The organism is Helicobacter rodentium ATCC 700285 (assembly GCF_000687535.1).
Classification (GTDB): Bacteria; Campylobacterota; Campylobacteria; order Campylobacterales; family Helicobacteraceae; genus Helicobacter_D; species Helicobacter_D rodentium.
The window spans coordinates 196,279-211,563 of the sequence record NZ_JHWC01000001.1 but is presented as its reverse complement, the minus strand read 5'-3'; the positions used below and the strand labels follow the sequence as shown (position 1 = coordinate 211,563).

Genomic DNA, 15,285 nt, shown 5'->3' with positions numbered 1-15,285 from the left:
AAAAATGTGATTTTATTACATAAAGGGAGAGTTGAGTATGTTTGGCAGTCAATACAAAGAGCAATTACATCGTGCATTAGAGGAAAATAAACTCTTAAAAACAAAACTTCAAGAGTTAAAAGCACACAATGAAGAGTTAGAAGCAAAAGCGCAAGAGATTCCTGAAGAAAAATCTGGTCATTGCGTGGAAGCCTTTAAGGATATGGCTTTAAGCCTTGTAGGGGGTTGTGGCAAGAATCTTAAAATACTTCAAGATGATTTCAGTAAGACGGTAGATTTATTGCGTTCCGCAAAAGCCATTGCGGAGGATAATAAGAAAAATTCTGTTGAGATTCAAAATGTCCTAGCGGAAGGTTTATCTAGTATGACTGCAAAACTTTCTGAATTCAACACAATGATTACACAAGTGCAAAACGATTTCACTGCAATTTCAAGTGTTATTGCGTTGATTACAGATATTTCCGATCAAACAAACTTGCTTGCGCTCAATGCCGCAATTGAAGCAGCAAGAGCAGGAGAACACGGAAGAGGATTTGCGGTTGTTGCCGATGAGGTGCGAAAATTAGCCGAAAGAACCCAAAAGGCAACCAAAGAAATTGAAATGAATATCCAAGTGGTTCAACAAAACTTCTCTGAAGTGCAAACATCTTCTGATGACATTATAAGGGAAATGGAGCAATTAGGCTCACAAAATGAGACATTGGAGCATATTAACCAATCAGCAGACAAAATTTATAATGATACAGATAAGATATTAACCATTACTTTTGTTGGCTTGATTAAGCTTGACCACTTATTCTTTAAAGTCAATGGTTACAAGGCAATCTTTAATGAAGATATGGAAGCTAAATTTGTAGGACATCACGATTGTCGTTTAGGTAAATGGTATGATACAGGCACAGGTAAGCAACTCTTCTCGCAATTTGCAAGTTATCCAAAAATTGAGCCTCCACATCAAGGGGTGCATGATAATATTATTGAAGGTCATAATTTGATGAAGCAAAATGGCACTTCTGAAGGTTGCCTAGAGGAGATTTATAAATATTTCCAAGCTGCAGAATTGGCAAGCGATGAGGTTGTTAAATATTTAGATGGGCTTTGTGAGGATAAATTAGCTACTTTAGTGTAGATTGAGATTCTTATTTATTCTTGTAAAACTTTGTTTTTACGAGAGTAAAATGCGGAGTCTTACCTCTGAAATTTTCTTTATAGATTGCTTTGTTTTGTTTGCAATGATGAATCCCGCGCAGTCATTGCGAGGAGCGGACAAAGCGAGAGATGAAACAATCCATAATCCTGCGTATAAATTAAATTTTGTAGTGGAGTCTTTCAAGTAATGCAAAGTGATAGATTGCCACGAGATTCTAAAGAATCTCTTGCAATGACGCAGTCTATCTCCTTGAATCATTGCGAACGGAGTGGGGCAATCTTATAATCCTACTCAAAAGCTAAACACAATGTGGAATCTTGCAATAAAATTAAAGCAATAAAAAAAGAATCCCCCCAACAGCTATTAACTAGGCTCTTTGAGTTCTTTTTCTTCTTCCTCAAGCGTTTTGATGATTTCTGCGTAAGTTTCCAATGAAAGCTTTGCTTGTTCTTCATCTATTTTTCCCATTACATACCCAATATGCAACAAAACATAATCCCCAATTCGCACTTCCTCATTCATTAAATCCAAACTTGCCTCACGCATTACGCCTAGCGTATCTAATGTTGCTAAATTGGTTTTTGTGTCAATTTTGATGACTTTAGAAGGTATGGCTAGACACATAATTTTTCTCCTTGTTTTGCTGTAAAAATGCACAAAATTTGCGTTGGGATTCTAATTCCTTGTCAGAGATTAAGAATAATGGAATCTCTTTTTTGAGTTTTTCTAAATCCTCTTTCACTTGAGAGACTTTGAAGTTAAACACTTCTATTAAATCCGCTTTAGAAATGATGACTGCATCAGCGCATAAAAAGATTGTAGGATATTTTAAGACTTTATCATCGCCCTCTGGAGTGGAGAGTAAAACGATATTCATATTTGCACCCAAGTCATAACTTGCAGGGCAGACAAGATTACCAACATTTTCTATAAACATAAAATCCTTTAGTTCGCCTTGTGTGCGAAGGTTTGGTAAAGCTTCTTGCACCATTGCCGCTTCCAAATGGCACGCATCTCCGGTGGTAATTTGATAAGCATTCACTCCATAAGCTTGGAGACGCTCGGCATCGCGGTTTGTTTGTAAATCACCCTCTACCACACAGAAATCTAGCAATTTGTTTTTGGCTATATTTTCTAGGAGTGTTGTTTTTCCGCTACCCGGGGAACTCATAAGGTTAATGACAAAAAGATTATCTTTTGCATACATTTTGCGCAATTCCATTGCGATTTTATCGTTTTTAGATAGAATCCTTTGTCCTATTTCAAGGCTTTTTGTGTTGTTTTGTGATTCCATTTGAAAACCTTTTATTTTTTTGCGCATTGTAGCAGATTTGTATCCAAATATGAAGTGAAAATTTGGAATCTTAAACCACTTCTTACTACAAATTGGCTATATTTTAGATTTTTAAATAAATTTTTAAGAGAGAAGTATTAATGATAGAAATTTCAGAACAAGCAAATCTCCCAACACAATTTGGGAATTTTAAAATTCAGGCTTTTAGGGAAAAAAAATCCTTTAAGGGTGAAGTCTATGTTTTAGAGCATTTGGTGGTTAAAACAGAGGAGCTTCCCGATAATCCGCTTGTGCGTGTGCATTCAGAATGTTTAACGGGCGATACGCTTTCAAGTCTTAAATGCGATTGCGGTGGGGAGTTACACTTTGCATTGAAAAGAATCGCAAAGGAGCAAGGAATGTTGATTTATTTGCGTCAAGAGGGGCGTGGAATCGGACTTTTCAATAAAGTCAATGCCTATGCTTTGCAGGATAAGGGCTTGGATACCATTGAAGCAAATCTTGCTTTGGGCTTCAAAGAGGACGAAAGGGATTATAAAATAGTCCAATTTATTTTTGATTATTATAAGTTGCGGCAAATTCGTTTGCTTACAAATAATCCGACTAAAATTAGTGTGTTTGAATCTATGATTGCACTCAAGCGTGAGCCTATTATTGTGGGTTGTAATGCACACAATGCACATTATTTAGAAGTGAAAAAAACCAAAATGGGACATTTACTTTGATTTGAGGGACAAAATGCAAATTAAGATAGATTACAGAGAAGCTAAGGAGATTTTAGAATCTCAAGAGATTGAGACTTTGGGAGTGGAGCGCGTGTTTTTGCACCAAGCTTTAGGACGCATTTTAGCGCAAGATATACTTGCAGATTGTGATATGCCAGAATCTGCGCGTTCTAATATGGACGGATATGCGATTTGCTCTAAGTTCTTAAGTGAAAATATCAAAGAGCAAGACTTTATTATCTTGGGGGACAATCCAGCGGGGAATGCGCAAGATTCTATTTTGCCACTCCATCAACCCTTTGCAATTAAAACTTTCACAGGGGCAAGGATTCCGCAAAATGCTGATATTTTAGTGCCAATAGAGCAGGTAAAAGCAGAATCTCAAACCTTGCGTCTTTTGGAGATTCCAAAGATTGGGCAACATATCCGACAAAGAGGAGCTAATCACCGCAAAGGCGAGAAATTAATCTCTAAAGGGGTGCAGCTTAACGCAAATCATATTGGACTTTTGGCGAGTTTGAATTGTGTTTTTGTGGAGGTATTTGCACGCGCGAAAGTTGGAATTTTAGTCAGCGGAAATGAGTTATTAGAGTTGGGGGAAAATGCTAGAAATGGAGTAAATACTTACAATGCCAATGGGCATTTACTCCTTGCAAAAGTGCTAGAAAATGGTGGAATCCCTAAGCTTTATCCGATTTTAAAAGACAACAAGCAAGAGATAGAAAAAAGTGTAAATTTAGCCCTTAAGGAGTGCGATTTAATCCTAAGTAGCGGGGGAGCTAGTGTGGGGGATTATGATTTTATTGCAGCAATTTGCAAGGAGAGGGAAAATGAAATGGTGTTTAAAGGCGTCAAGATTAAGCCCGGACAACATATTTCTTATGCGCATTTTGGAGGTAAGCAATTTTTTGGGTTGCCCGGTTTTCCAAATTCTACCTTAGTAACCTTTGAGCTTTTTGTTAAAGAGATTTTATGGCGTCTCAATGGAGCGCATTTTACACCTATTGTTTTGGAGATTCCATTGCAAGAAAATGTCGGTAAAACAGATAATCGCTTGGAGTTCCGCGTGTGTAATGTGCGCAATATTCAAGGCAAATGGAGTGTGGATTTTGAGGGTAAAAAAGATTTTTTAAGCGCAATTTTGAATAATTTTTGCCCATTGGATTCTGCGCGTAATGGGTTGTGTGTGTTGGATTGTGCGAAAAAGGCAGGTGAAATGGTGGAGGTGATTTTGCTTACATAATATGCTTTGTCCTTGCGAGGCAACGCCGAAGTAATCCATAATCTTGCATAATTAAATCTTTTACAATGGAATCTTTATTGATTGATAAGATTATAGATTGCCACGAAGTTGTGCCAACTTCTCGCAATGACGCGGTGACAGATGCTTTGATTTTCTGTCCTTGCGAGAGAGTGAAACGAACGAAGCAATCCATCATAATAACGCAATCCTTAGCAGATTCTAGGAAGTAACTCCCCGCTTGGATAATCCAAATATCGCCTCGCACCAAAAGGGGTTTTTAGCACAACTTTGGTTGCGTTTTGAGAAGTTGTGTGTCCGATGATTGCAGCATCTTTTGCGCCTTGTAAATGCAGAATCTCTAAAGCCTTTGTGGCGTCCTCTTTGGCGACGCAAAGCACACACATTCCCTCGTTTGCTAAATTGTAGGCTTCAAATCCTAGTAACTCACAGATTCCACGCACTTGTGGGAGGATTGGCAAATGCGACTCCTCAATCTCTATGCCGATTTTTGAAGCATTTGCCCATTCGTTTAGCACACTTGCGATTCCGCCTCTTGTGGCGTCCCTTAGCGCATAAAGTGTGAGGTTGGAGGCAAAAAGTGGTTCTAAAATAGGGTAAAGTAAAGCACAATCGCTTTGCAAATCGCTTTGTAGCCCGATTTCCTCACGACTAGAATAGATTACCGCCCCGTGTGTGCCGATATTTCCGCTTACAAGAATCGCACAATCTTGCGGAATCCCAAATGCACTTAAGCTTAAATGCGGGTGCAAAAACTCGCCTAAGGCGGTGGTGGTGATGAAAAGTTTATCCAAAGAGCCTTTGGGAAGCACTTTTGTGTCTGCGGAGAGAAGTTTCGCACCGCTTTGCTTTAAGGTGTTTGCAAAGGATTCCACAATGCGCTTTAAATCTGCTGTTAAAAACCCCTCCTCAATCATAAAACTCGCACTCAAATAATGTGGCTTTGCGCCCATCATCGCAACATCATTGCAGCTTCCACAAACGCAGAGTTTGCCAATATCACCTCCTGCGAAAAACAAGGGAGAGACGACATAGCCATCGGTGCTAAGAGCGAATTTATCGGAGTTTTTTAGAATCCCGATTCCAGCGTCTTCCCCACCACTTATTACACAACTTTCCAAAAGAGGATAAAAAAACTCTGTAATAAGGCTTTGGGATTCCACACCACCGCTACCATAACTCAACAAAATAGAATCTGCAATACGCATAAAACTCCTTTTCTTAGGCATAGCGGTAAGCCGAGTTCTGTTTATGTGGCTATTTATCTACATTTTGCCTTGCAGCAAAACTCTAGCAAAAGGCTCAATTCTTGGGATATTAACCATACCTTTCTTGCTGCGGATTGGGCTTGCAAAGCAAAGTGCATTACTGCACTTTCGGTAGGCTCTTACCCCACCTTTTCACCCTTGCCATTGTGGCGGTTTGTTTTCTGTTGCGCTTTCCCTTAGATTGCTCTAGCCATTCTTTAAATGGAATCCTATCCCAAAGCAGCTCGGACTTTCCTCTTAAAATTTAAGCAGCCACTTGCTATACCTGCTCGGATTGTAGCAGAAATGGCATAAAAAGAGTTTTAATTGTGAAGCAATCTAGGATTCTTCCTTGCGTTGCCTCGCAATGACGTTGTGGAAGTATGTCATTGCGAGATTCCACTTGTGGAATCGTGGCAATCTATAACTTTGGATTGCTTATAATTTTGCTATTTGCGTCATTGCGAGACTTCGCAAGAAGTCGTGGCAATCTATAAGAATGCACTTCTTTAAAGATTCCATTGTAAAAATTACTTTATGCAAAATTATGGATTGCTTCGTTTGTTTCGCTCTCTCGCAATGACAAAAAAGCAAATCACCTCGTCTTATAATATATATCACAACCTCTACGAAGTATCGCAATAGCACAAAAGTAAGCGTTTTTGATTTATAAATTTAAAAGTGTAGTGAAGTTCTGCTATGTTTTAATCTTTACTTCATTTGCGAGGCGAAAAGCCATATATAAACCATTTTTTCCAATGGCAACCTTATCCTCTTTGCTATCATTAAGTAACATTTCAACAATCTTAAAAATTAACTCATTAGGAACTTCCCGATTGCATTTTTTTAATTGTTCATTCATATAAAGACAAGCAATAAATAAGATTACACTCTTTCAATCTCCTCAATTTCTTTTAAAGCTTTTAATGTATTTTCTATATCGTTATGATTGCCACTAAGGATACTATCGCGGATTTCTTTGGGCGTTTCATTGCATAGTTTGTTCTCCGAAATATCTTCGGGCTTACTTAGATAAGAACCTTCCTCTTGAAAAACTTTGCGCACAAATTCTTCTGTAAGCTTTCCCATAGTATTCCTTTAATGTCATTTTGGCTAAACTTTTAATCTCTATTATATTTAAAATTAAATTAACTTGGCTATTGCAACCTCTTGATTCCCTTGTTTAGCTCTTGAATCTTTTTCTTGTTTTGAATTAAAATTTCTTCTAGCTCTAGGAGTGTTTTGGGTGAGAGGTATTCTAGTAATTCTATAATTCTTTCATATTGCGTGTAATTTGTTTTCTCATTATAAACCTTTGCGATGATTTTCAAAGCCTGTTTGGGATTAGAAAATAATTCTTGCTCACAGATTCCAAGCGCATCGGCGATATAAGGAATCATATCCGCTTTAATTTCAATATTGCCATTGAGATAGGCATAAATGCTAGAGATACTCGGGGTTTCTCCTGTTTTGTTTGCTTTCATACCAAAGTCAATCAAGCGGTGCGCAAGTTCTTTTTTGCTCATATTTTTTTCTTGCAAGATTTCATTGATTCTTTCAACAACTTTCATTTTATAGCTCTTTATATTAAAACTATAATTTTAAGCTTTATGTTATAGTAAAAGTATAATTTAATTATATAAAAACTATAATTTGTTTTTTAAAACATAAATATTAAGGATTAAAATGCCAAAACTTTCTATTATTATCCCTTTTGGAACGAGTGTGCAAAGAGAATATATCAAACAAAGAGTAATAGAAAAAGCCTTGAATGCTAAAAGTATAGACGAAGTGGAATATCTTTTTGTAGAGGGATATTCAAGCTATATTTGCGAGGAGTTACCCAAGATTATACAAGAAAGCGGACACCAATACATAAAAGACACTACACAACAACAAAAGGGTGCATTCTCACAGGGGGCTTGTCGGAATCTTGGCGCAATTTATGCCAATGCACCTGTAATAATGCCTTTAGATGTGGATTATTATTTGAGCATGGAAAGTTTAAAAAAGATTTTACAATTAATTGAAATTAAGCAAATCCATAAGAATCCCAATCAATTTTTGATTCTACCTTGTATTTTTTTAAATGAAAGTGGAAGTGAGTTTATTATTCAAGCAGAGGAGGATAAAAGGGATAATCTCCTCCTACATGACATCAATAGCAAACAAAATATGCTCAATCGGTTTTTTGCGCCTGCTTCAAGCTCTTTTGTAATGAATCGGCATAAATACTTGGAGATTGGAGGAAATGACTTAGAGTTTGTCGGACACGGATACGAGGATTTTGATTTGATGAATAGAATCTTAAAAACCTGTGCAACTTTTGAATCTCTGCCTAGAAATTTAGACTTTGATTATAGGAATTGGAGTTTTAATGATTTTAAGGGTTTTCGTTCTTGGTTTAGCATCGTAGGATATGAGAGTATTTTTTATGGGATTTGGCTTTATCATTTATGGCATATTGAACCAAATCAAAATGGATATTTGGATAATAGAGAGAAAAATCATCAGAAGTTTTATCGCAATTTAAAGAGATTTAAGAATCTTAGCGATGGAGTGGATTGTTTGCAAGATAAAATGGCTCTAGGCAAAAAGGTGCTTTTATTTACTGCGGAAAATTCTAGTGTCTATAAAGCATTGCGGGGAGTGAGCGTTTATATTGGAGAGCTAGTTTGTAAAAGGGAATATGAGTTTTTTACAGAAGAGAAGTTTGATGAGATAAGATTTTTAGAATTTTTAAAAGAGTGGCAAATTTCTTGTGTGCTTTTTCCAAATGCTTATGGCAACACACAACGCATTTTGATTTATAAGTTTGTAAAAGATTCCAAGATTCCTTTTGTCGTATTTGATAGAGGCGCATTTAGTGATTCTTGGTTTTTTGATACACAAGGTTGCAATTATGATTCACCCTCATATCTGCCAAAATATTGGGATAAACCCTTATCTAGCCTACAAAAAGAGCAAACACAAGATTATATTGAATCTCTTTTAAACGGAGAAAAATTTTTACAAGCACAAGGTCAAAGAATAGGGGGAGCTGGTTTAAGAAGAAAGCTCGGAATTCGGCATAAAAGGGTAATCTTTGTGCCTTTGCAGACGCAAAACGATTCTGTGATATTGCATTTTACCTATGAACCCTTTAGCTGGGAAGGGTTTTTGGAGATTATCAACCAAGTTGCTAGAAGTTATGCAAACGATGATATTGTATTTTGTGTTAAAAAGCACCCATTAACTTTAAATATAGAAAAAGACAAATACGATTCTTTGCTTTTTGTCCCTGATAATACAAATTTTATGGATTTGTTAGAGATTTGTTGTGGGGCAGTGATGATTAACTCTGGGGTTGGAGTTTATGCGATGATAAGTGGCAAGGCTTGTGTGTTGTGTGGTAACGCATTTTATTCTCATCAAGGATTGAATTTATCAGCAAAAGACGAGGAGGAGCTAAGAGCGCAAATCCATAGAATCTTAAGCGGTGAATTTCAAGTAGATAATGAAAAAATGCTAAGTTTTGTGCATTATTTATGGAAAGAATTTTATAGCTATGGACAATCGCAGGTTAAACAGATAAAAGATAGTGAGAACAACCGAATGGTAGAGCAAGTCGTTTCCATTGATTTTTACAAGATTCGCGTAGGAGGACAAAGTTACCTTGAAGCTACAAGTGTAGAAAAAAATGCTTATACATTAAAATCTTTAGCCTACAAACCCTATTTGTATGAGATTAAAAATACTAAAACTAAGAGTTTTTCTATTCCACTTTTAAATAAGGTTTTCTCTAAGGTTTCGCATACGAAGTTTTTTAGACTTTTTAGAAAGTTGCTTACAAGACCAAAAGATTTTGTAATGGATTCTAAGAATCCTTTGGTTAAGCAATTTAGAATCTTTGTAAAATAAAATGAAGGAAAAAGAATGCAAAAATATAAATTCGGGATTCTCTTGGCGGCGACAAAAGATAGTGCCTTTACGATTGGGACGCTTTTATTAAACATTTTAGACAAAATGCCAAACCAAATTGATGTCTTTTATATCGTGCAAGATGGATTCTTACCGACAGATAAACGAATAATGCAAGAGATTGTAGAATCTCGCGGGGGGGGGGGGGTAAATTGCGTGTTTGTTGATTTTGCTTTTGAGGATTTTAGCGCAGAGGTTAAGAAATATAATCCTAGCTTCCACATAGACAAGACAAATCCTATTCTAAGCCGCTATACACATATGAGTTATGCGAGGTTTGAGGCTTTGAAGTTGCTTTGTGAGTGTGAAAGAATCGTATATTTGGATTTTGATATGCTACTTTTGCGCGGGATTGAGGAGTTAGCGCAAGGGGATTTTGATGTGGCTTGTTTTAGAGGAAGTGCAAGTTTATCGCAAGGAATGGGTGCATTATGCCCACCGCAATTTCAAGAAGTAAAAAACTATTCTACTGGGATTATTGTCTTTGGTTCTATGGCACTTGTAGAGATGTATGCGTTTGTGTATCGCTTCATCGCAGAGCATTGCGAGGATTATTTCACGCAGGTAAAGCTCGGCGACCAAGCACTCTTTAGCCTTTATTTACTGACAAATCCGCTAAAGATTTACGCGTTAGGGGACAAATATTATGGAAATGTGAGTTGGGTAAAAAGCAAAGAATCCTCTATTATTCACGCGTGGGGGCAATATAATCGCTTTTGGAATAATAAGCTTTGTGCGTTAGCTTGGGGGCAATGGTGGGTTTATTATCATCGCTGGTTAGAGCTTGGTGGGAGCGCATATAATGGAGGCTGGAAAGCAAAGTTAGAAGTGCCATTAAGTGGTGGTGAAGTGTGGCAGTATTTTGATAGGATTGCTTGGGCGAAGCAAATAATGGAGATTCCTATGGAATCTTATGAGTTGATTGTGCAAGTGGATTTTAAAAACAGGTTAAAATTTACTTTTGCTGGGATTGATAAAAGCATTTTTTTACAAGTTTATTCTAAGAGTATTTATACTTTTGTTTTGGAGTTTTGTTATAAGGGTGGCGTTGTTGCAAGTGAGGTGATTCAAAGAGGGGAGCTAAAAAACACTTTGCCAAGATTTGTAGAAAATCAGTTGGAATCTTTGGGATATTTGAAAACGAAAGGAAAACATCAATGGTATTTAAACTGCAAGATTTGGAAGAGATTTCAAAAATATTACAATTTAATCAAGAATCTAACACTTGGGAAGTAGAGTTTGAATCCTGTGTTGATTTGGAATATTTGAAAATTTATTTAGAGCCAAAGGAAATTTGGGTAAATCCTTGCAGGATTGTTTTGGAATTTTTTGTAGAGGGGGAGTTTAAGACTTTTGAAAAAGTTTGCGAGGTTTATCATCAAGAATTTTTGGATTTTGAAATAAGCAAAAAAGTAAAAACAATTAAAATTTATATGCAAAGTAGTATTGTTGAGTTTTTGCCAGAAAATTTAAATGATGTGGATAGAATCTTTTTTGAAATTACCTTTATGTCTAAAGCTAAAGAGATATTTTCTGCTGATAGTCATTTTTCTTACTTGGCTAGTGTGATAGGAAAAGGCAGGGAACAAAACTTCACTTATAAATTTTTTGATGAAAAGGCGCAGAGTGAGATTATTTTGGAATATTTAGAAAAAATCAAAATCCACCCCATAGCACAAGCCTTTTCTTATTTGCACCTTTATATGCTAAAGAGAGAGGAGGGAGACTTTAAGTTTTTGGGAGATATGGCTTATAGGGCAATGAATTTAGATGAGAAAAATCCCCTTTACAAAATAGCTTTTTTGGATTCTTTGATAAAGCAAGAAAGATTCCAAGAAGCAGATGGGTTTTTGGCAAATATACAGGAAAAGAGTGAGTTTTATAAGGTCTTTTGTGGGTGTGTTTTAACAAAAAGATTCCAAGATATAGCGCAAGATATTTTTAAGAATGCTTATAGGGGTTCAAACATTATGAAAATGGCGGACGCAATAGCGCAACCTTATGGAAAAATTTTAGAAAAAGGAGCGGTAGCGAGAGTAAAAGAGCAATTAAGCTATAAACTAGGAGAGGCTTATTTGCAAAGCAATCTTTTGAATATGCCCTTTAGGCTTTTGGCTATCAAAAAAGAACACCAAATCCTTAAGAAACTACAAAAGAAAATGATAGAAAGAGGAGAGTTGAATCCCCCTAAACCATTGCATAGTTTTGCGGATTATTTTGAGGCTTTGCAAATACAAAATGAGAAAGAATTTAGAATCGGGCAACTTATCATTGAAGCGGATAAAAGTTTTTTGAAATTCGGCTTTCTCACTCTTTATTTTAAATGCAAGGGTTTATTGTAAGATTCTATGGTATGACTTTAAGCTATGACGCAGGAAAACGATATAATTTTATTAAATTATAGGAGTATTGTGTGTCTAATAAGAATAGTAAAATTTCGGATATTGCAAAATTTTTGATTAAGAATGAGAAAGTTTGTTTGGTTATACGAGGTGCTTGGGGTGTAGGTAAAACTTGCCTATGGAGAGAGGTTGAAAAGGAGATTAAAGAAAAAAATAAAGAAAAACAAGTTGTTTATATTGATTTATTTGGCAAGGAAAGTTACAAACAAATCCTAGAAGAAATAGTTTTGAAGGTTAATGAAATTTGCAATGAGAGAGTTAAGAAAATTTGTGATAAAGCTAAGCCATTATTTCAATCTCTTAAAGGTGTGACTTTAGGAGTTATGGGAGTAAATGCAGAAATAAATATTGATGTTAGTTCTATTTTTTCTATTTTCAAGAAAGAGGATTTTAAGAATATCATTGTTTGTTTTGATAACATAGAAAGAAAATCTGACAAGCTACCACTAGATGAAATTTTAGGACTTATCAGTTTGTTAAAAGAAGATAAGTTCTGCAATGTGGTTATGATTTTTGATAAAGATGAATTGGACAAACGAGAATCAAACAATCAAAAAGAACAAAAAGCGAATAGCGAACAGGAATCAAGCAGTGGTGAAGCAGAAAATTCTAAAACTTGGTATGAAACCTACAAAGAAAAAGTGATTGATTATGAGATTCCTATTGAAAATAACGATGAAACAGCGCGCAAAATCATTGAGGAGAATTTAAAGTGGGATACCAAAGAGATAAAGCAAGAGATTGTAAATCTTATCTTTGAATGTTTTAAGCAAGGATTCAAATTTAACAACAATAATAATTTGAGACTATTAATAAAGCTTACGCAACATATTGACTATTTTAATGAGCATTGTTTCTTTAAGGCACAAAAAGAAAAACCGAAAGAAATGTTTTTGAAAGTTTTAAAATTATATTATGAAAGAATGGTGCTTGATATTGGAGAATATTATTTTCTAATACCAAAAGATAATCTCCCAAAGTTTCCTTTTGGTTTTAATTTTTATGAGAATTTCTTAAATAGCTTATTGGAGTTAGACGAAGATTGTAAAACTAGTGCGCAAAGATTTTTTTTGAAAGAACTTGATAAGGAATCGGTTACTTCATTAAGGGAAATACAAGAGAATTATACAAATGGTAACTTGAGCGACAATCAATACGCGGAATGGATTAAAAACATATTTCAAAATACTGAAAAATCCTTTCTTGTAGATGACCTCACAAACGGCTATGATCGTTATCAAATACTCTTTAAATTATGCGAAAGAATAAAAAAGGAAGAATTACCACAAGAGTATGAGATTAAAGAGCAATACATAATATCTCACACCAAAAAAGATAATGATTCGCTTAATAGTACGCTGAAAGCAATTATTAATGAAGGAGAAAAATATAAACAAATTTATGATGAATGTAGGAATCAGCATAAAACTACCGATTTGGATATTAAAAGTTTTATAAATAGGTTTGATTTAAAAGACAAAGATTTTGGTCGAGGTATAGCAGTAACTTTTTCGCCTAAAGATATAGTTAAATACAATAACTTTCCAGTAAATGAAATAGCAAATGTTCGCCAAATAAATGAAATAGTAAAAGTTTTCCAAAACAATAATGAATTTTGTAAAATATTTTCTGAATATTTTAGTGATAAATTTTCTAGCGACTTTGTTAAGGAATATAATTTGGAAAATCGCCTATTTCAAGCATATGAAGAATTTTTAAATAAAGAGGAATATAAAGTCAAGAAAGAAATGATTAAAGAAAGATTAGAAGAAAAAAGAACAAAAGAGATTTTAAATAAAGAATATAAAAAATATACAGAAAATCAAAATCAAGATTCCCCTTATAAAAAATTTTTTGAGTATTTTGAGGAGTATATGAATAGAAATAATATACCGCGTGTTCAAAGTATTATTAAGGATTCTTTGCCCCAAGCATACAAAGAATTTTGCGGTAAAGATGAAAACAAAGAAGAAAAAGAAAAAATGGAGGAAAATTTAAAGAAAAACCCACTTACTAGCATTATTCTTAAACTAATCAATGAGGAGGAGTGAGAATTCTCATTCCGTTCTTTTTTAAGGGTTTATAATGATAAGCGTGTTAATTCCTGCGATTTTAAAAAATCTCTTTTACAAAGTGGTGATATATTTCCCAAAAAAACTATTTGTGATATAATTTTAATATGAGTAGAAAAGAAATTATTAAAGAAGACATTGCAACTTATAGGGCATATCTACTGCTTTTAACAACTTCATTGTTTGGAATTATTGGATATGCAATCATCAATATTGAAACGCTTACCACTCCACAAATGGTTTTAGGTGTTATAGTAAGCGTTGTTTTGTCGGCTAGTTTTGGGATATTGCTCAAGAAATACTTAAAAACTAGAAAAATTTTGGAGGATATGGAATGATTAATGGTATAATACTTTTTAGCACTGCTTTAATTTGTCTCGTTGGTTGTTTTTCTTATTTGGTTTTATCTATAGACAAAGCGCAAGATAATATTAAAAAAACAAATTAATATTATTTGCGCAAGGGTTTTTAAATTTACGAATCCAAAAACCCTTTTAAAAACTCTTGGTGCAATACCGGAGTAAATTCCAAAACTTGGTGCGTGGCGACAGAGTTTAGCGCGTAAGGGTCGTTTTTGAAAAACTCCTCTGTTGCTTCTTTGGAATCAAATGTCCCAATGACGATTCCACCTGTTTTTGGATTCTGCGGTCCGCTTGCTAAGAGATTCTTACTCTCATAGCCTTTTTGTAAAAAAGCGCGGTGAGAAGGCAAAATCGTTTCAATTTCACTCATTGGCTTAGTATAGGTGATTAAAATCACAAATAGATTTTTCATTTTATTCCCTTGTTTTTAGTTTCTTAAGGATATTTTAGCATATTTTATCAAAAGTGGAATCTTGCCTTTAAGATTCCATTGCAAAAATTGCTTTTTGCAGGATTATGGATTACTTCAGCCCTAAAGTGCTTTGCAATGACAAGGTGGAAAATGTAAATGTGCTAGATTGTGGATTGCCACGAATGCTACGCATTCTCGCAATGACGGAGTGGCAGACGCTTTGGTTTCTTGTCATTGCGAGGCATTAGCCGAAGCAATCTATAATCTTATATCTCGCCTTTTGATAATTCTACTTCAGTTTGAAGTTATGAATTGTTACGAAAACTTTGCAATGGAATCTTTAAAGAAGTGCAATATTATAGATTGCCACGAGATTCTAACGAATCTCTCGCAATGATGG

17 protein-coding genes, 1 other RNA gene and 1 pseudogene are annotated in these 15,285 nt (G+C 35.1%); 11 read left to right on the top strand and 8 right to left on the bottom strand.

Features of this window, described 5'->3' with window-relative positions:
- Positions 1-355: 355 nt before the first annotated feature.
- The 3 genes and pseudogenes from BS85_RS12160 to BS85_RS11190 form a co-directional block, all read left to right on the top strand.
- Positions 356-688 (top strand): annotated as a pseudogene (locus BS85_RS12160) (methyl-accepting chemotaxis protein); the annotation flags it as partial.
- Entirely contained in the window at positions 671-1,129 is a 459-nt protein-coding gene (locus tag BS85_RS11870; protein WP_425402383.1) for a CZB domain-containing protein, read from the top strand. The pseudogene BS85_RS12160 and the gene BS85_RS11870, both read left to right, overlap by 18 nt.
- Before the next feature lie 49 nt (positions 1,130-1,178).
- Positions 1,179-1,337 carry a hypothetical protein gene (locus tag BS85_RS11190; protein WP_156937999.1) on the top strand — a complete coding sequence of 53 codons (159 nt, stop codon included), beginning with the start codon at positions 1,179-1,181 and terminating at the stop codon, positions 1,335-1,337.
- 176 nt (positions 1,338-1,513) lie between these two features.
- On the opposite strand, the gene BS85_RS0101035 is transcribed toward BS85_RS11190, so the two are convergent.
- Positions 1,514-1,774: a HypC/HybG/HupF family hydrogenase formation chaperone gene (locus tag BS85_RS0101035; RefSeq protein ID WP_026943158.1), complete on the bottom strand. Its 261-nt coding sequence runs from the start codon at positions 1,772-1,774 to the stop codon at positions 1,514-1,516.
- Positions 1,752-2,444, bottom strand: a complete 693-nt coding sequence (hypB, locus tag BS85_RS0101030; protein ID WP_026943157.1) for a hydrogenase nickel incorporation protein HypB — start codon at positions 2,442-2,444, stop codon at positions 1,752-1,754. The genes BS85_RS0101035 and hypB overlap by 23 nt, the downstream gene beginning before the upstream one ends.
- A gap of 140 nt (positions 2,445-2,584) precedes the next feature.
- Between hypB and ribA the strand changes: the two genes are divergently transcribed.
- Both ribA and BS85_RS0101015 read left to right on the top strand, forming a co-directional pair.
- Positions 2,585-3,169, top strand: a complete 585-nt coding sequence (gene ribA / locus BS85_RS0101020) for a GTP cyclohydrolase II (protein ID WP_034550879.1) — start codon at positions 2,585-2,587, stop codon at positions 3,167-3,169.
- Between the two features lie 13 nt (positions 3,170-3,182).
- Positions 3,183-4,412: a molybdopterin molybdotransferase MoeA gene (locus tag BS85_RS0101015; protein WP_026943155.1), complete on the top strand. Its 1,230-nt coding sequence runs from the start codon at positions 3,183-3,185 to the stop codon at positions 4,410-4,412.
- On the opposite strand, the gene BS85_RS0101010 is transcribed toward BS85_RS0101015, so the two are convergent.
- The 5 genes from BS85_RS0101010 to BS85_RS0100990 all read right to left on the bottom strand — a co-directional run bounded on the left by BS85_RS0101010 (position 4,405) and on the right by BS85_RS0100990 (position 7,248).
- A complete protein-coding gene (locus tag BS85_RS0101010) occupies positions 4,405-4,605 on the bottom strand; it encodes a hypothetical protein (protein ID WP_156937998.1) in 201 nt (66 codons plus the stop codon). The two genes, BS85_RS0101015 and BS85_RS0101010, sit on opposite strands and share 8 nt — an antisense overlap.
- A gap of 16 nt (positions 4,606-4,621) precedes the next feature.
- On the bottom strand, positions 4,622-5,638 hold the full coding sequence (gene hypE, locus BS85_RS0101005; protein ID WP_026943153.1) for a hydrogenase expression/formation protein HypE: 1,017 nt from the start codon (positions 5,636-5,638) through the stop codon (positions 4,622-4,624).
- 10 nt (positions 5,639-5,648) lie between these two features.
- An RNA gene (gene rnpB, locus BS85_RS10785) (RNase P RNA component class A) lies at positions 5,649-5,966 on the bottom strand.
- A 596-nt stretch (positions 5,967-6,562) separates the two neighbouring features.
- A complete protein-coding gene (locus BS85_RS0100995) occupies positions 6,563-6,766 on the bottom strand; it encodes a hypothetical protein (RefSeq protein WP_026943152.1) in 204 nt (67 codons plus the stop codon).
- A 68-nt stretch (positions 6,767-6,834) separates the two neighbouring features.
- Positions 6,835-7,248, bottom strand: coding sequence for a helix-turn-helix domain-containing protein (locus BS85_RS0100990; RefSeq protein ID WP_026943151.1), 414 nt, complete (start codon positions 7,246-7,248; stop codon positions 6,835-6,837).
- Positions 7,249-7,363: 115 nt separating this feature from the next.
- On the opposite strand from BS85_RS0100990, the gene BS85_RS10780 reads away from it, so the two are divergent.
- From BS85_RS10780 to BS85_RS0100960, 5 genes are all read left to right on the top strand, one after another.
- Positions 7,364-9,577 (top strand): capsular polysaccharide export protein, LipB/KpsS family, encoded by a 2,214-nt coding sequence (locus tag BS85_RS10780; RefSeq protein WP_051604618.1) that lies wholly within the window; start codon positions 7,364-7,366, stop codon positions 9,575-9,577.
- 15 nt (positions 9,578-9,592) lie between these two features.
- Positions 9,593-10,873, top strand: coding sequence for a glycosyltransferase family protein (locus tag BS85_RS09990; protein ID WP_026943150.1), 1,281 nt, complete (start codon positions 9,593-9,595; stop codon positions 10,871-10,873).
- On the top strand, positions 10,795-11,979 hold the full coding sequence (locus tag BS85_RS0100975; RefSeq protein WP_026943149.1) for a hypothetical protein: 1,185 nt from the start codon (positions 10,795-10,797) through the stop codon (positions 11,977-11,979). Before BS85_RS09990 ends, BS85_RS0100975 begins: the two co-directional genes overlap by 79 nt.
- A gap of 71 nt (positions 11,980-12,050) precedes the next feature.
- Positions 12,051-14,090, top strand: a complete 2,040-nt coding sequence (locus tag BS85_RS0100970; RefSeq protein WP_026943148.1) for a P-loop NTPase fold protein — start codon at positions 12,051-12,053, stop codon at positions 14,088-14,090.
- A gap of 128 nt (positions 14,091-14,218) precedes the next feature.
- Entirely contained in the window at positions 14,219-14,449 is a 231-nt protein-coding gene (locus tag BS85_RS0100960; RefSeq protein WP_026943147.1) for a hypothetical protein, read from the top strand.
- A 136-nt stretch (positions 14,450-14,585) separates the two neighbouring features.
- Here BS85_RS0100960 and BS85_RS0100950 read toward each other — a convergent pair whose 3' ends face one another.
- A complete protein-coding gene (locus BS85_RS0100950; protein ID WP_026943146.1) occupies positions 14,586-14,885 on the bottom strand; it encodes a YciI family protein in 300 nt (99 codons plus the stop codon).
- Positions 14,886-15,051: 166 nt separating this feature from the next.
- On the opposite strand from BS85_RS0100950, the gene BS85_RS11185 reads away from it, so the two are divergent.
- Positions 15,052-15,282 carry a hypothetical protein gene (locus BS85_RS11185; RefSeq protein WP_156937997.1) on the top strand — a complete coding sequence of 77 codons (231 nt, stop codon included), beginning with the start codon at positions 15,052-15,054 and terminating at the stop codon, positions 15,280-15,282.
- The last annotated feature ends 3 nt before the right edge of the window (positions 15,283-15,285 follow it).

Excerpts from the sequence above, each read along its gene's own strand:
- BS85_RS11870 (WP_425402383.1), top strand. The coding sequence starts at position 671 with ATGGAGCAATTAGGCTCACAAAATGAGACATTGGAGCATATTAACCAA.
- BS85_RS11190 (WP_156937999.1), top strand. The coding sequence starts at position 1,179 with ATGCGGAGTCTTACCTCTGAAATTTTCTTTATAGATTGCTTTGTTTTG.
- BS85_RS0101035 (WP_026943158.1), bottom strand. The coding sequence starts at position 1,774 with ATGTGTCTAGCCATACCTTCTAAAGTCATCAAAATTGACACAAAAACC.
- hypB (WP_026943157.1), bottom strand. The coding sequence starts at position 2,444 with ATGGAATCACAAAACAACACAAAAAGCCTTGAAATAGGACAAAGGATT.
- ribA (WP_034550879.1), top strand. The coding sequence starts at position 2,585 with ATGATAGAAATTTCAGAACAAGCAAATCTCCCAACACAATTTGGGAAT.
- BS85_RS0101015 (WP_026943155.1), top strand. The coding sequence starts at position 3,183 with ATGCAAATTAAGATAGATTACAGAGAAGCTAAGGAGATTTTAGAATCT.
- BS85_RS0101010 (WP_156937998.1), bottom strand. The coding sequence starts at position 4,605 with ATGGATTGCTTCGTTCGTTTCACTCTCTCGCAAGGACAGAAAATCAAA.
- hypE (WP_026943153.1), bottom strand. The coding sequence starts at position 5,638 with ATGCGTATTGCAGATTCTATTTTGTTGAGTTATGGTAGCGGTGGTGTG.
- BS85_RS0100995 (WP_026943152.1), bottom strand. The coding sequence starts at position 6,766 with ATGGGAAAGCTTACAGAAGAATTTGTGCGCAAAGTTTTTCAAGAGGAA.
- BS85_RS0100990 (WP_026943151.1), bottom strand. The coding sequence starts at position 7,248 with ATGAAAGTTGTTGAAAGAATCAATGAAATCTTGCAAGAAAAAAATATG.
- BS85_RS10780 (WP_051604618.1), top strand. The coding sequence starts at position 7,364 with ATGCCAAAACTTTCTATTATTATCCCTTTTGGAACGAGTGTGCAAAGA.
- BS85_RS09990 (WP_026943150.1), top strand. The coding sequence starts at position 9,593 with ATGCAAAAATATAAATTCGGGATTCTCTTGGCGGCGACAAAAGATAGT.
- BS85_RS0100975 (WP_026943149.1), top strand. The coding sequence starts at position 10,795 with ATGGTATTTAAACTGCAAGATTTGGAAGAGATTTCAAAAATATTACAA.
- BS85_RS0100960 (WP_026943147.1), top strand. The coding sequence starts at position 14,219 with ATGAGTAGAAAAGAAATTATTAAAGAAGACATTGCAACTTATAGGGCA.
- BS85_RS0100950 (WP_026943146.1), bottom strand. The coding sequence starts at position 14,885 with ATGAAAAATCTATTTGTGATTTTAATCACCTATACTAAGCCAATGAGT.